This window comes from Microbacterium sp. NPDC056044, from assembly GCF_042267145.1.
In the GTDB taxonomy this organism is placed as follows: Bacteria; Actinomycetota; Actinomycetes; order Actinomycetales; family Microbacteriaceae; genus Microbacterium.
The window spans coordinates 768,064-781,907 of sequence record NZ_JBHJWZ010000002.1; the positions used below are offsets into that span (position 1 = coordinate 768,064).

A 13,844-nucleotide genomic window follows, 5' to 3' on the forward strand; every position below is an offset into this window, starting at 1 on the left:
CGCGCGGCGACGGGGGGCGGCGACCGGGTCGCGGGTCAGGCGTAGAAGCGGTACAGGCCCCGCGCGACGACGGCGGGCTTGCCGGCGCCCTCGATCTCGATGGTCTGGTCGACGGCGAACTGGTAGCCGCCGGCGACCTCGGTGACCTCGGCGATGACCGCGCCGCCGCGCACCCGCGCGCCGACCTTGACCGGCGACACGAACCGCACCTTGTCGAGGCCGTAGTTCACGCGCGTGGTCACGCCGGTGACGTCGAACAGCTCCGACCAGAACTTCACGGTCAGCGACAGCGACAGGAAGCCGTGTGCGATCGGGGCGCCGAACGGACCGTCGGCGGCGCGCTCGGGGTCGACGTGGATCCACTGGTGGTCGTCGGTGGCGTCGGCGAAGAGGTTCACGCGCTCCTGCGTGACCTCGAGCCACTCGGTCCAGCCGAGGTCGGTGCCGGCGAGTCCTGCGACGTCGGCGTAGTCGACGGTGGTGGTCATGGGGTTCTCCTTAGATGGGGCGGATCAGGTGAAGGCCGAGGCGCCGGTGAGCGCGCGGCCGACGATGAGGGCGTTGATCTCGTGCGTGCCCTCGTACGAGTACACGGCTTCGGCGTCGGCGAAGAAGCGGGCGACGTCGTGCTCGAGCAGGATGCCGTTGCCGCCGAGCACCTCGCGGCCGAGGGCGACGGTCTCGCGCGCAAGGCGCGCGGTCTGCAGCTTCGCGAGCGCGGAGTTCTCGTCGGCGTACTCGCCCGCGTCCTGCCGGGCCGACAGCTGCGCCACGAGCGCGAGCGACGCGACGGTGTTGCCGAGCATGCGCGCGAGCTTCTCCTGCACGAGCTGGAAGCCGCCGATGGGCCGCTCGAACTGGTGCCGCTCGCGCGCGTAACGCACTGTCGCGTCGAGCGCGCCGGCCTGGAGGCCGGCGGCGATCCACGCCACGTCCGAGCGCATCGCGCGCAGGATCCGCGCGACATCGCGCCAGCCGTTCACGTTCTGCAGCCGCGCCGTCTCATGGACGCGCACGCCGTCGAGCGTGATGAGCGCGTTCTGCATGGGTCGCAGCGCGATCTTGCCGCCGACCTTCTCGAGCTGCACGCCCGGTGCGTCGGTGGGCACCAGGAACGCCTTGACCGCGTGGTCGTCGACGTCGCGCGCGAACACGACGAGCACATCGGATGCCGCGGCCCCGCCGATCCACTTCTTACGGCCGTCGATCACCCAGGCGTCGCCCTCGCGGCGCGCGGTGGTGGCGAGGCCGCCGGCGATGTCGGACCCGTGCTCCGGCTCGGTGAGCGCGAACACGCCCTTCAGCGCGAAGCTGCGCACGCGCGGGTCGAGCTCCGCCGCCTGGGCGGGCGACCCGCCGAGCGCGACCGCGGTGCGGAACAGTCCGGACTGCGCGTTGTACAGCGTCGCCACCGACACGTCGGCGCGTGCCAGCACGTAGTTGCGAAACCCCGAGAACACGCTCGAACGCGCCTCCGCAGCATCCATCCCCTCCGGCTGCATGAGGTCGAGCGGGATGAGGGACTCGAGGACCTCGGGCGGCATGGTCGCCGTCTCCCAAGCCTCGGCGAGGAGGGGATGGATGCTGCGATCCAGCGTCTGCTGCAGACGCCCGAGCGCCGCCCGCGCGGCGGGGCTCAGATGCGCGTCCGCGATCGCGAACGGGTCGAACCCGAACGTCGCATCCGCCTCGAGGGTGGGCATGTCAGCCGCCGAGTCCGAGGAGGCGTGCGGCGTTGTCCTTCAGGATGCCGGGCATGACCTCGGGCTTGAACGAGCCGACGGTCTCGGCGTCCCGCATCCAGCGGTCGGGGGTGAGCAGGGGGAAATCCGAGCCGAAGAGCACCCGCTTCTTGAGGTACGAGTTCGCGGCGCGCACGAGAGACTCGGGGAAGTACTTCGGGCTCCAGCCCGACAGGTCGATCCACGTGTTGTGCTTGTGCGTCGCCACCGAGAGCGCTTCGTCCTGCCAGGGCACCGAGGGGTGCGCCATGATGATCTGCAGGTCGGGGAAGCGGGCCGCGACGGGGTCGAGCAGCATCGGGTTCGACAGGCCCAGCAGCAGGCCGCGCCCGCCGGGGAGGCCCGCGCCGATGCCGGTCTGGCCGGTGTGGAAGAGGGCCACGACGCCGGCGTCCTGCAGGATCTCGTACAGCGACGAGTAGGCCGGGTCTGACGGGTCGAACCCCTGCACGGTGGGGTGGAACTTGAAGCCGCGCACGCCGTGGTCCTCGATGAGACGGCGGGCGTCGTCGACCGCGGTCGGCGACAGCGGGTCGACCGAGCCGAACGGGATCAGCACGTCGTTGTTGCGCGCCGCGCCCTCGGCGATGTCGGCGCTCGAGATCGGCGCGTGCCCGAAATTCGTGCGGGCGTCGACCGTGAACACGACGGCCGCCATCTTGCGCTCGCGGTAGTACGCGGCCACGCCGTCGAGGTCGGGGTTCGGCCCGTCGGTGCTGAAGTACTTCGCCGCGGCATCGCGGAGGTCGTCGGGCAGCGACGAGTGCCCGTGGTGATCGACCTCGATGTGCACGTGCACGTCGATCGCGGTGAGCGCATCGAGGTCGATCGCGGGTTCGTAGCGGGTCATGTCGGTCCTCAGCCGGCGGCCGGGCGCTGCAGCTCTTCGGGAAGCGGCGGGAACTTCTCGCCGACCGACTGGAGGGCGCCCGCCGCGTCGGCGAAGCCGGTCGCCAGGTCGTCGTACGACCAGCCGCCGTCGCTGTAGGCGGTCGCGACGGCCTCGGGGTGCGACCACACCTGCAGCCTGTCGCCGCCGATGCCGATGGCCTGACCGGTGACGGCGGCCGCAGCATCCGATGCGAGATACGCGATGAGTCCCGCGACGTCGTCGGACGTGCCGAACCCGAGGTCGTGGCGGAAGAACGCGGGCATCGGCTCGCCCGCGGCGTCGGCCTCGACGGCGGCGGCGAAGTACGGCACGGTCGCGGTCATCGCGGTGGCGGCGACGGGGATGACGGCGTTCGCGGTGATGCCGGCGCGCTTGAGCTCGAGCGCCCACGTTCGCACCATGCCGACGATGCCGGCCTTGGCGGCGGCGTAGTTGGTCTGGCCGAAGTTGCCGCGCTGCCCGGTGGGAGAGCCGATGCAGATGATGCGGCCGGCGACCTCGTTCTCGCGCATCCAGCTCGCGGCCTCGCGCACGCACGTGAAGGTGCCGCGCAGGTGCACGTTGATGACGGTGTCGAAGTCGTCGTCGCTCATCTTCCACAGCACGGTGTCGCGCAGGACGCCCGCGTTGGTGACGAGGATGTCGAGGCGCCCGAACGTGTCGACCGCGGTGCGCACGAGCTCTTTCGCGGTCTCGGTCGGGCCGACCGGCAGGGCGACGGCGACGGCGCGGCCGCCCTCTGCCTCGATCGTCGCGACCGCGGCGGCGGCGGTGGCCTCGTCGACGTCGTTGATCACGACGGCGGCGCCCTGACGGGCGAGCTCCTGGGCATAGGCGAGGCCGAGGCCGCGGCCCGAGCCGGTGACGATGGCGACCTTGCCGTCGAGGGGGGCGTGCGAAGACATGCGTGAACTCCTTCGTGTCGGAACCCATTGAAGACCCAACGGTTGAGAAAGTCAATCATTCCGTTCGTCTATGAATTCGAGTACGATCGGCAGCATGTCCAAGAGCGCCGACCCGACGAGCCCCGAGGGGCTGCGGGCGTCGGCGCTGACCGACGACGTGAGCTTCCTGCTCGCTCGCGCGAACGCCGTGGCGCTGGCCGCGGGCAACGCCGCGCTCTCGGCGCACGGGCTGAAGGTGCGCTCGTACTCGGTGCTGGTGCTGACATCGGGCGAGGCCCGGCCGTCGCAGCGCGAGCTGGCCGAGTTCCTCCGTCTCGACCCCAGTCAGGTCGTGAGCCTCGTCGACGAGCTGCAGTCCCGCGGCCTCGTCGAGCGCACGCCCGACCCGGCCGACCGCCGCGCGAACGTCGTCGTCGCGACCGACGCCGGCCGTGCCCTCGTCGTGCAGGCGGGGGAGTCCGCGCGCGCCGCCGAGGAACGCGTGCACGCCGAGCTGTCGGCCGCCGAGCGCGCCACGCTCGCCACGCTGCTGCGCACGCTCGCCTTCCCCTCCGAGTAGGCGCCGGGCTGCAGCATCCATCGCCCTCAGCGGTGTTCGAGCACGAAGCGGTCGCGGCCGGCGAAGACGCCCACCACCGTCAGCGCCGCGAGCACGGCGAGCACGAGGGCGAGCGAGGCGGTCCAGCCGCCGGTGAGGCTGTGCAGGGCGCCGAAGGCGACAGGTCCGAGTGCGGCGATGACGTACCCGACCGACTGCGACATGCCCGACAGTGCGGCGGAGGTGTCGTGGTCGCGGGCGCGCTGGGCCATGAGCGTGAGCGACATCGCGAGCGTCGCGCCGCCGGTCAGGCCGATGAGCGACGCCCAGACCAGTACGCCGTCGGGCGCGATGACGAGGCCCGCGACGCCGACGATCGCGAGCGACGGGATGAGCGCCGGCGCCCACCGTTCGAGTCCGCCGCGCAGGGCGAGCGGCAGCAGCAGGCAGCCGGCGAGCGAGAACAGCTGGTAGACCATCACGTCGATGCCGGCGACGACCTCGGAGCGGCCGATCGACATCGACAGCGGAGCGAGCCAGGTCACGAACATGTAGAACATGGATGCCTGGAGCCCCATGTAGGCGGCGACGAGCCAGGCGACCCGGTCGCGCCAGATGCCGGTGCGTCCACGCGGTGCCGTGCGGCGGTCGTGCGCACGCACGGTGCCGCGGTGCGCCCACCACCACGCACCGATCGCGAACGGCAGGAGCGCGGCGCCCGTCACGAGGAGCGCGAACCGCCAGCCCGCCGGATCGCCGCCGAGCTCGATGTGCGAGATCGGCACGACCACGCCCGACGAGACCGCGCCGAGGCCCGCGAGCAGCGCGGTGTACGCGGCGGTCACGGCGGCGACGTGGCCGCTGAACTCGCGCTTGACCACAGCGGGCATCAGCACGTTGATGATGGCGATCCCCATGCCGATGATCGCGGTGCCGATCCAGAGGCTCACCACCGGTCCCGGGGTCGAGCGCACCAGCGTGCCGGCGAGCAGCACGAGCAGCGACCACAGCAGCACCCGCGGCTGCCCGAAGCGGCGACTCAGGTCGTGCGCGAGCGGCGAGAACAGCGCCCACGCGACCAGCGGCACCGCGGCGAGCAGGCCCAGCGCCGAGACCGACATGCCGGTGTCGGCGCCGATCTGGTCGAGGAGCGGCCCGAGGCCCGTGATCGCAGGCCGCATGTTCGCGGCGACCAGGCACACGGCCGCGAGCAGCATCGCCACGGATGCCGTGCGCGACGGCTCGGGCGGGGTGGTCCGCGACGCTGAGGCCATAGGCCTCGGACTATAGCCGACCGCGGGGCCGCAGCATCCGTCCGCTCTCAATGGGTGGCAACGATCGGCGAGACCGGGCGCATGCGCCGAGACCGGGGGTGTTGTCCTGGGTCTCGGCGGGATTCCCCTGTTTCGGCGAGAGCGGGGGTCGTGCGGCGCCACCAACCTAGTCTCAGCCGAACCCTCAGCCCAACCCTCAGCCGGACCCTCAGCCGAACCCTCAGCCGAGGCCGAGGCCGAGACCGAGGCCGGGTGTTTCCGCCGAGAGCGGGGGTGTCGTCCTGGGTCTCGGCGGGATTCCCCTGTTTCGGCGAGAGCGGGGGTCGTGCGGCGCCACCAACCTCGTCGCAGCCCCACCCTCACCCGAACCCCTCAGCCGAACCCTCAGCCGAGGCCGGCGCCGGGGCCCAGCCCTTCGAGCGGCCAGCCCGTGTACGCCTCGGCGAGGTAGCGGCGGCCGGCCTCGGACTCGACGACCGAGCGCAGCTCGCCGAGCTGGCGCAGGCGGTCGAAGTCCGACGCGTCGGGTGCGACGTGCAGCATGTTGGTCATCCACCACGAGAAGTGCTGCGCCTTCCAGATGCGGTGCAGCGCCGTCTCGGGGAAGGCTTCGATGAGGCGGTCGTCGTGGTCGAGGAGGAGAGCGCGCAGCGCGCGTTCGAGCACGAGCACATCGGCGACGGCGAGGTTCATGCCCTTCGCGCCGGTCGGGGGCACGGTGTGCGCGGCGTCGCCGATCAGCGCGACGCGGCCGTTGAGCAGCTCGTGGGCCACGAAGCTCCGGAACCGCAGCACGTCGCGCTGGAAGATCGGGCCCTCCTTGAGCGTCGTGCCGGGCACGCGCTTCTGCAGCTCCTCCCACAGCTGCTCCTCGCTGAGCGCGTTCGGGTCGGCGTTCGGGTCGCACTGGAAGTACATGCGCTGCACCGTCGCGCTGCGCTGGCTGATGAGCGCGAACCCGTCGGGCGAGTTGCTGTAGATGAGCTCGTCCGCGCTCGGCGGCGCCTCGCACAGGATGCCGAACCACGCGAACGGATACTCGCGGAAGTACCCGCCGGTCGACGAACCCGTGACCGCTTCGCGCGCGACGCTGCGCGAGCCGTCGGCGCCCACGACGAACTCGGCCTCGATCTCGAGGGGCGCGCCGTCGGCGTCGGTCGCGATCACGCGGGGGAGGTTGGATGCTGCGTCCTCGACCCGCACGGCGGTCACACCGAAGCGGAGGTCCTGGCCGTTGGCGAGGCGCACCGCGATCAAGTCCTTCAGGGCCTCGTGCTGCGGGTACAGCCATACCCCGCGGCCGACGAGGTCGGCGAAGTCGATGCGGTGGCCGGCGCCGGCGAACCGCAGCTCGATGCCGTCGTGGCGGTTGCCGACGGTGCGCACGCGGCCCGACGCGCCCGATGAGTCGAGCACCTCGACGGTGCCCTGCTCGAGGATGCCGGCGCGGATCGTCGTCTCGATCTCTTCGCGCGAGCGCTGGTCGATCACGACCGACTCGATGCCGGCGATCCCGAGCAGGTGCGAGAGCAGCAGCCCCGCCGGGCCGGCGCCGACGATGGCGACGCGGGTGCGGATCGTTGACATGGACGTCTCCTTCGACGTGCGGGAACGGATGCTGCGACCCAGTGTGAACCGATCCCGCCCAGCTGGACGCGGATTCCCGTTGAACGGGCGCCGGGCAACGGGTGCATTGCTCGGGTGCGCGCTGGTTGGGAGTTCCCCCCCATGCGCAGAATCGGATCCGCTGGTGCGGACGTGCGGCGCGACACGCCGATGCTGACGCCACGGAAACGGCGTGTCGCCGCAGGCGTCCGCACGTGCGGATCCGCGGTTGTGTCGGGGAGGGGTCAGCGGCGGTCGGCCCGCAGGTCGGCCTCGATCCCGGCCGCGGCGTCGCGCAGCGCCTGGACCGCGGGCTCCGGGTCGGCCTCGCGCGGGAGTACGACCGACAGCGCGGCGACGACTTCGCCCGCGTCGCGGATCGGCACGGCCACGCCGGTCGATACGGCCTCGATCGAGCCGGGCGCGACCACCACGCCGGCGCGGCGCACCTCGGCGATGAGGCGGCGGAGGCGCGCAGCATCCGTCACCGTCTCGGGAGCAAGGGCACGCAGCGGGCCGGCGAGCACGCGCTCGCGGAGGGCCGACGGCGCGTGCGCGAGGAGGACGAGGCCCGACGACGAGGCGTGCAGTGGCAGGCGCCCGGCGATACGCGTGATGTTCGCGCCGGCGTCGGGGTGGGAGAGGCGCTCGAGGAAGAGGGCCTCGTCCTGCTCGAGCACGGCGAGCTGGGTGTGCTCGCGGATGCGGGCCTGCACCTGCTCCATGTGGGGGAGTGCGGCCTGGCGCAGCCGAAGGGCGGTCGAGCCGCGGAGCGCGAGCTCCCACAGGCGCAGGCCGAGGTGCACGCGGCGGTCCTCGTCGCGTTCGAGCAGGCCCGCGGCGACGAGCTCGTCGACGATGCGGTGCGCGGTCGACGACGGCAGCCCCGCGCGGCGGCCGATCTCGGCGGCCGACTGCATCGAGCGCTCGGCGGTGAACGTCTCGAGCACCCGAACGATGCGGTCGGTCATCGAGTCGCCGGAGGGCGAGTTGGCCATGCGCCCACTGTCCCACAGGCCCGGCCTGCCGAACTCCACGGATCCTGTACCGCACGGACGGGTCAGCCCCCGGTTCGGCCGGTCGCCCGGCGCCTCGGTGGAGTTCTGCGGGGGCCGTGCCGGTAACGTCGCTCGGGGAGGATCCATGGCGCAGGGCGAGGGCGTGCTCGAACGCACGCTGCGCGTGCTCGGGTGCTTCACCGACGACGAGCCCGCGGTCACCGCGACGACGCTCGCCGCCCGCACGGGCCTCGCGTCGTCCACGCTGCATCGCCTGCTCGCGATGCTCGTGGCCGAGGGGCTCCTCACCCGGGGGCCGGGGCACACCTATGCGATCGGTCCGCGGCTGTGGGAGCTCGGCGAGCTCTCGCCCCTGTCGCTGCGCCTGCGCGAGACGGCGCTGCCGCACATGGTGCGCCTCTACGAGGCGACGGGCGAGAACGTGCACCTCGCGGTGCTCGACGGCCCGACGCCGCCGGCGACGACCGCGCTCTACGTCGGCCGCCTCACCGGGCGCCAGTCGATCCCGACGCTGAGCCGCATGGGCGGGCGCGGACCGCTGCACACGACCGGCGTCGGCAAGGCGCTGCTCGCGACGCGCGACGAGGGGTGGCTGCGGCAGTACTTCGAGGCCCCGCTCGAGCGCGAGACGGTGAACTCGATCACGACCGAGGCCGAGCTGCGTGCCGATATCGCGCGCACCCGCGCCCTCGGCTACGCCACGACCCGCGAGGAGATGACCCTCGGCAACGTCTCGGTCGCCGCCGCGCTGCCCCGCGTCGAGGGCCTGCCGCCGATCGCCCTCGGCCTCGTCGTGCACCTCGGCCGCGCCGACGAGCGCCGCCTCGGCCCCCTCGTGGTGCAGGCCGCGAAGGACCTCCACCACGACCTGCGCACGACGTAAGCCCCTCCTTTCTGACCGTTCGGGGCTCGGGGGCTCGGATGCTCGGAGGTTCGCGTTCCCGCGCTTCGGCTCCGCGCTGTCGAAATCGGCATTCGCGCCCGAACAGGACGGCAGCGATTGCCGATTCCTATAGCGCGAACGATGGGGGTGGTGCGGGAACGGTAGCGATTGCCGATTCGGGCAGCGCGAGCGCACTAGGCGACAGCACCGACCCCGCCAGGCGTGTGGGGGACGGATGCTGCGGGCCGAGGCATCCGTCGTCCGCACGCGTTGTGCGAGGTCGGCCCCTGGCTCCGCGCTGTCGAAATCGGCATTCGCGCCCGAACAGGACGGCAGCGATTGCCGATTCCTATAGCGCGAACGGTGGGGTGGTGCGGGAACGGTAGCGATTGCCGATTCGGACAGCGCGAGCGCACCCAAGCGACAGCACCGACCCCGCACCGCGCGACAGCGGGACCGCCCGACGCGACAGGCCCGCCTTCCTGGCCGTTCGGGGCGCACGCCGCGCGTTCGGGGCGCACGCTGTGCGCCCCGAACGAACACGCCGCGCCCCAAACCCGGAAGGACCCCCCCCACGCCGCGCCCCGAACCCGTGATGGTGGTGGATGCTGCGGGCCGAGGCATCCGTCATGTCCGGGCCCTGTGCCGGGGTTTGGGGCGCATTTCGTCCGTTGGGGCGCGCGAATCGCGCCCCAACGGAGGGATCGCGCCCCAAACCCGGGAGGAGACCCCCGCGCCGCGCCTCGAACCCGTGATGGGGGACGGATGCTGCGGGCCGAGGCATCCGGATTCCTACTGAGTGGGAATCCGGCACGGCGCGAGAAGCAGGCGGTGCGAACCTGGGACGACCCGAGTCGTCGAAGGAGACCTCATGACACAGGCGCAGCCCGATCCCCGGGGCGAGGAGGCGTTCTCGTCGTCGGTGGTGCTGGAGCAGACGGCGGCGGCGCCCGAGTCGCTGCTGGCCTCGCCCGACCAGCTCACCCAGCGCGAGATCACGCAGGAGATCGTCGACTACCACGCCGCCGCCGCGCGGCGCGAGGCGGCGGGGGAGCGGCTCAACATGAGCCTGCACGACTTCCCGCCATACCGGTCGAGCCTGCTGCGCCACCCGACGAAGAACCCGAAGCTCGTCGACCCCGAGACGATCGAGCTGTGGTCGCCGGCCTTCGGCCAGCGCGACGTCGCGGCCATCGAGTCCGACCTGACGCTGCAGCACATCGGCGAGCCCCAGGGTGAGCGCATGACCGTCGAGGGCCGCGTGCTCGACTCGTGGGGGCGTCCGGTCGCGAACCAGCTCGTCGAGATCTGGCAGGCGAACGCCGCGGGCCGCTACATCCACCAGCGGGATCAGCACCCGGCCCCGCTCGACCCGAACTTCACCGGCGCCGGCCGCATCGTCACCGACGACGACGGGTATTACAAGTTCACGACGATCAAGCCCGGCGCCTACCCGTGGAAGAACCACGTCAACGCGTGGCGGCCCGCCCACATCCACTTCTCGATCTTCGGCTCGGGCTTCACGCAGCGCCTCGTGACGCAGATGTACTTCCCGGGCGACCCGCTGTTCCCGCTCGACCCGATCTACAACACCATCTGGCGTCAGAAGGACCGGGACCGCCTCATCGGCCTGTACGACCACGACCTGTCGGTGCCCGAGTTCTCGATGGGCTACCGCTTCGACATCGTCGTCGACGGCCCCGACGCGACTTGGTTCGAGCCCGAAGAAGGAGAGCACTGATGGCCGCCGCACCCCGCACGGCACGCGACCTCGGCCCGAAGACGCACGAGGCCACCGGCGGGCAGACCGTCGGCCCGTTCTTCGCCTTCGGCCTGGACTACGACAAGAAGCACGAGGTCGTCTTCCCGCACAGCCCGGGCGCGATCGTGCTGGGCGGCACCGTGTTCGACGGCGCCGGCAACCCGATCCCCGACGCGGTCATCGAGATCTGGAGCGCCGACGAGAACGGCAACATCCCGCGCGCCCACGGCGCCTTCCGCCGCGACGACCACTCGTTCACGGGCTTCGGCCGCGCGGCCACGACCGACGTCGGCCGCTACGAGTTCTGGACCCGCAACCCCGGCCCCGTCGACGGCGGCGCGCCGTTCTACTCGGTCATCGTGTTCGCCCGCGGTCTTCCCGACAAGCTCGTGACGCGCGTCTACCTGCCCGAGCACGAGGAGCTCCTCGACGCCGACCCGCTCCTCTCCTCGCTCGAGAACGACGAGCGCGCTACGCTCATCGCGACGCGCCTGCCGGACGGCAATCTGCACCACGACATCCACCTGCAGGGCGAGAAGGAGACCGTGTTCCTTGCCTTCTGACCGTGACCGGTCCGCCCTCGATGCGGGCCTGCTCTCGCCGGTGACCGTCGGTCACGACGAGACGGTGACGGATGCCGCGTACCTCGACGCGCTCGTGACGGCCGAGGTCGCGCTGGCGCGGGCGTGGCAGGAGATCGGCCTCGCGCCGGCCGAAGCGGTCGACGAGATCGAGGCGGAGTTCGGCTGGCAGGGGGCCCTGCGCGGATGCCGTGACCACGGCGTCGCCGGCACGGCGCTGGCGGCCGCAGCGGTGGCCGGGGGAAACCCGGTGATCCCGCTCGTCGGCCGGCTGAAGGAGCGGGTCGGCGTCGACGCCCGGGTCTGGATCCACCGCGGTGCGACCAGCCAGGACATCGTCGACACCGCCGTGATGCTCGTCGCCCGCGCGGCGACGAGCCGGATCGTCGCCGCGCTCGTGCACACCGGGGTCTCGCTGCGCTCCCTCGCCCGCTCGCGGCGCGACGAGGTCGCGGCCGCGCGCACGCTCACGCAGCACGCCGTGCCGACGACCGTCGGCCTGCGCGCCGCCGGCTGGCTGCGGGCTGTCGAGCGCGCGAAGGACCGCGTCGACGAGGTGCAGCACCGGCTGCCGGCCCAGCTCGGCGGCGCCGCCGGGACTCTCGCGTCATTCGCCGAGATCGCGGGGCCCGAGCGCGCGGCCGCGCTCCCCGCCGCCTTCGCGCACGAACTCGGACTCGCCGCGCCCGACGCCCCGTGGCACACGAACCGCTGGCCGGTCACCGAACTGGGCGACGCCCTGGTGCAGGCGATCGACGCCGTCGGCAAGATCGCGGCCGACGTTGCGACCCTCAGCCGCACCGAGATCGGCGAGCTCGCCGAGGGCGCCGGCGGGGGATCGTCGGCGATGCCGCAGAAGCGCAACCCCGCAGCATCCGTCCTCATCCGCTCCGCCGCCCTGCGCGCCCCGCAGCTCGGCGCGACACTGCACCTCGCGTCGGCGCTCGCCGCTGACGAGCGCCCCGACGGCGCGTGGCACGCGGAGTGGCCGACGCTGCGCGAGCTGCTGCGCCTCGCGCTCGGCGCGACGGCCCATGCCGCATCGCTCGTCGCGGGCCTGCACGTCGACCCCGACGCCGTCGCCCGCAACCTCGCCGCCACCGGCGGGCTCATCGTGTCGGAGCGCCTCTCGATCGTGCTCGCGCCCGCGGTGGGCGCGGCCCGCGTGTCGGAGATCGTGACGGATGCTGCGTCCGGAGGCGATCTCGCCGCGCTCCTCGCCGCACTGCCCGAGGTCGCCGCCCTCGCCGCGGAGGCGGGAGCCACGCCCGAGGCGTTCGTCGCCGACCTCATCGACCCCGCCCGCTACACCGGACTCGCCGGCCGCCTGGTCGACGAGACCGCAGCCTCCGGGGCGGACGGCGACCGTCCGGGGCGCGCCGCGCACGCCCCGGACGACTCCGCGGCGCCCCGAACGCCACTCGACTCAGAGGAGGAGGACGCGTGACCGTCCCCGCCATCGCCCTCACCGATCCCGCCGGTGCCGCCGGCGCCCCGCTGCTGGTGCTCGGGCCTTCGCTCGGCACCTCGACGCTGCTGTGGGACCGCGTGATCCCGGCGCTCGCCGAGCACTATCGCGTCGTGGCGTGGGATCTGCCCGGCCACGGCGCCGCGCCCGCGTCGACGGACGCCTTCACGATCGCCGAGCTCGCCGATGCCGTCGCCGACGCGGTCCAAGGCCCCTTCCGCTACGCCGGCGTCTCGCTCGGCGGTGCCGTCGGACTCGAACTGCTGCTGCGCCACCGCGACCGTGTCACGGCGGCGGCGATCCTGTGCTCGGGCGCGGCCATCGGCACGTCCGAGGGCTGGCATGAGCGGGCCGCTCAGGTGCGTGCGCAGAGCACCTCGAGCCTCATCATCGGGTCCGCGCAGCGCTGGTTCGCGCCGGGCTCGATCGAGCGCGACCCCGACCTCACCGGGCGCCTGCTCCACGTGCTGCAGAACACCGACGACGAGAGCTACGCCCGCTGCTGCGACGCGCTCGCGGCCTTCGACGTGCGCGACCGGCTGGGCGAGATCGCCACGCCGGTGCTCGCGGTGTGGGGCGATCACGACGCGGTCACGCCCGAGGCATCCGCTCGCGAGATCGCCGCGGGGGTGCGGCACGGCCAGGCGATCGGGATCCCGGATGCCTCGCACCTCGCCCCTGCGGATTCCCCGGCGGCGACCGCCGCCGTGCTGCTCGACTTCTTCGCCACCGTCGCCGCGGAGCGTGCCGCGTGAGCCGGCCCGACGGCGAGGGCCTCACCGACGAGGAGCGCTACGACCAGGGCATGGTCGTGCGGCGCGAGGTGCTCTCGGACGCGCACGTCGACCGCGCGATCGCGGGCACGACCGAGCTGACGGCCGACTTCCAGGACTTCATCACCCGCGTCGCGTGGGGCGACATCTGGTCACGCCCCGGGCTCGACCGCCGGTCGCGGTCGGTCGCGGTGCTCACGGCGCTCATCGCGCTCGGGCACCACGAGGAGCTCGCGATGCACCTGCGCGCGGCCCTGCGCAACGGGCTCACGGTCAACGAGATCAGGGAAGTGATCCTGCAGGCCGGGCTCTACTGCGGCGTTCCCGCCGCGAACACGGCATTCCGCATCGCGAAGGACGTGTTCGCCGAGGCGGAGTGAACCCGTAGGCTTCATCGCATGA

General features: G+C 72.6%; 14 protein-coding genes. 7 read left to right on the top strand and 7 right to left on the bottom strand.

Annotated elements, in window-relative coordinates:
- Positions 1–35: 35 nt before the first annotated feature.
- The 4 genes from ACFC1I_RS08580 to ACFC1I_RS08595 are packed head-to-tail and all read right to left on the bottom strand — an operon-like array spanning position 36 to position 3,539.
- Positions 36–488 carry a MaoC family dehydratase gene (locus ACFC1I_RS08580; protein WP_376007942.1) on the bottom strand — a complete coding sequence of 151 codons (453 nt, stop codon included), beginning with the start codon at positions 486–488 and terminating at the stop codon, positions 36–38.
- A gap of 24 nt (positions 489–512) precedes the next feature.
- Positions 513–1,703, bottom strand: a complete 1,191-nt coding sequence (locus ACFC1I_RS08585) for an acyl-CoA dehydrogenase family protein (protein WP_376007944.1) — start codon at positions 1,701–1,703, stop codon at positions 513–515.
- Between the two features lies 1 nt (position 1,704).
- The gene (locus ACFC1I_RS08590) at positions 1,705–2,592 is read right to left on the bottom strand and encodes an amidohydrolase family protein (protein WP_376007946.1); all 888 of its coding nucleotides are present in this window, start codon (positions 2,590–2,592) and stop codon (positions 1,705–1,707) included.
- An 8-nt stretch (positions 2,593–2,600) separates the two neighbouring features.
- Positions 2,601–3,539, bottom strand: coding sequence for an SDR family oxidoreductase (locus tag ACFC1I_RS08595; protein ID WP_376007948.1), 939 nt, complete (start codon positions 3,537–3,539; stop codon positions 2,601–2,603).
- Between the two features lie 94 nt (positions 3,540–3,633).
- Here ACFC1I_RS08595 and ACFC1I_RS08600 point away from each other — a divergent pair, with 94 nt between their 5' ends.
- A complete protein-coding gene (locus ACFC1I_RS08600) occupies positions 3,634–4,098 on the top strand; it encodes a MarR family winged helix-turn-helix transcriptional regulator (RefSeq protein ID WP_376007950.1) in 465 nt (154 codons plus the stop codon).
- A 26-nt stretch (positions 4,099–4,124) separates the two neighbouring features.
- Here the strand turns inward: ACFC1I_RS08600 and ACFC1I_RS08605 are convergent, their stop codons facing one another.
- The 3 genes from ACFC1I_RS08605 to ACFC1I_RS08615 form a co-directional block, all read right to left on the bottom strand.
- Positions 4,125–5,351, bottom strand: a complete 1,227-nt coding sequence (locus tag ACFC1I_RS08605; RefSeq protein WP_376007952.1) for an MFS transporter — start codon at positions 5,349–5,351, stop codon at positions 4,125–4,127.
- 384 nt (positions 5,352–5,735) lie between these two features.
- Positions 5,736–6,938 carry a 4-hydroxybenzoate 3-monooxygenase gene (locus tag ACFC1I_RS08610; protein WP_376007954.1) on the bottom strand — a complete coding sequence of 401 codons (1,203 nt, stop codon included), beginning with the start codon at positions 6,936–6,938 and terminating at the stop codon, positions 5,736–5,738.
- A 263-nt stretch (positions 6,939–7,201) separates the two neighbouring features.
- Entirely contained in the window at positions 7,202–7,954 is a 753-nt protein-coding gene (locus tag ACFC1I_RS08615; protein WP_376007956.1) for an IclR family transcriptional regulator, read from the bottom strand.
- A 145-nt stretch (positions 7,955–8,099) separates the two neighbouring features.
- On the opposite strand from ACFC1I_RS08615, the gene ACFC1I_RS08620 reads away from it, so the two are divergent.
- From ACFC1I_RS08620 to pcaC, 6 genes are all read left to right on the top strand, one after another.
- Positions 8,100–8,858 (top strand): IclR family transcriptional regulator, encoded by a 759-nt coding sequence (locus tag ACFC1I_RS08620; protein ID WP_376007958.1) that lies wholly within the window; start codon positions 8,100–8,102, stop codon positions 8,856–8,858.
- A gap of 871 nt (positions 8,859–9,729) precedes the next feature.
- Complete coding sequence (gene pcaH / locus ACFC1I_RS08625) at positions 9,730–10,599, top strand: protocatechuate 3,4-dioxygenase subunit beta (protein WP_376007960.1); 870 nt, start codon at positions 9,730–9,732, stop codon at positions 10,597–10,599.
- Complete coding sequence (pcaG, locus tag ACFC1I_RS08630; RefSeq protein ID WP_376007962.1) at positions 10,599–11,183, top strand: protocatechuate 3,4-dioxygenase subunit alpha; 585 nt, start codon at positions 10,599–10,601, stop codon at positions 11,181–11,183. Before pcaH ends, pcaG begins: the two co-directional genes overlap by 1 nt.
- Positions 11,173–12,648, top strand: coding sequence for a lyase family protein (locus ACFC1I_RS08635; protein ID WP_376007964.1), 1,476 nt, complete (start codon positions 11,173–11,175; stop codon positions 12,646–12,648). The genes pcaG and ACFC1I_RS08635 overlap by 11 nt, the downstream gene beginning before the upstream one ends.
- Complete coding sequence (locus ACFC1I_RS08640; RefSeq protein ID WP_376007966.1) at positions 12,645–13,424, top strand: alpha/beta fold hydrolase; 780 nt, start codon at positions 12,645–12,647, stop codon at positions 13,422–13,424. Before ACFC1I_RS08635 ends, ACFC1I_RS08640 begins: the two co-directional genes overlap by 4 nt.
- Positions 13,421–13,822 carry a 4-carboxymuconolactone decarboxylase gene (gene pcaC, locus ACFC1I_RS08645; protein WP_376007968.1) on the top strand — a complete coding sequence of 134 codons (402 nt, stop codon included), beginning with the start codon at positions 13,421–13,423 and terminating at the stop codon, positions 13,820–13,822. The genes ACFC1I_RS08640 and pcaC overlap by 4 nt, the downstream gene beginning before the upstream one ends.
- Positions 13,823–13,844: the final 22 nt, after the last annotated feature.

What these genes read in the sequence shown, in the direction of transcription:
- ACFC1I_RS08580 (WP_376007942.1), bottom strand. Translation starts at nt 488, where the DNA reads ATGACCACCACCGTCGACTACGCCGACGTCGCAGGACTCGCCGGCACC.
- ACFC1I_RS08585 (WP_376007944.1), bottom strand. Translation starts at nt 1,703, where the DNA reads ATGCCCACCCTCGAGGCGGATGCGACGTTCGGGTTCGACCCGTTCGCG.
- ACFC1I_RS08590 (WP_376007946.1), bottom strand. Translation starts at nt 2,592, where the DNA reads ATGACCCGCTACGAACCCGCGATCGACCTCGATGCGCTCACCGCGATC.
- ACFC1I_RS08595 (WP_376007948.1), bottom strand. Translation starts at nt 3,539, where the DNA reads ATGTCTTCGCACGCCCCCCTCGACGGCAAGGTCGCCATCGTCACCGGC.
- ACFC1I_RS08600 (WP_376007950.1), top strand. Translation starts at nt 3,634, where the DNA reads ATGTCCAAGAGCGCCGACCCGACGAGCCCCGAGGGGCTGCGGGCGTCG.
- ACFC1I_RS08605 (WP_376007952.1), bottom strand. Translation starts at nt 5,351, where the DNA reads ATGGCCTCAGCGTCGCGGACCACCCCGCCCGAGCCGTCGCGCACGGCA.
- ACFC1I_RS08610 (WP_376007954.1), bottom strand. Translation starts at nt 6,938, where the DNA reads ATGTCAACGATCCGCACCCGCGTCGCCATCGTCGGCGCCGGCCCGGCG.
- ACFC1I_RS08615 (WP_376007956.1), bottom strand. Translation starts at nt 7,954, where the DNA reads ATGGCCAACTCGCCCTCCGGCGACTCGATGACCGACCGCATCGTTCGG.
- ACFC1I_RS08620 (WP_376007958.1), top strand. Translation starts at nt 8,100, where the DNA reads ATGGCGCAGGGCGAGGGCGTGCTCGAACGCACGCTGCGCGTGCTCGGG.
- pcaH (WP_376007960.1), top strand. Translation starts at nt 9,730, where the DNA reads ATGACACAGGCGCAGCCCGATCCCCGGGGCGAGGAGGCGTTCTCGTCG.
- pcaG (WP_376007962.1), top strand. Translation starts at nt 10,599, where the DNA reads ATGGCCGCCGCACCCCGCACGGCACGCGACCTCGGCCCGAAGACGCAC.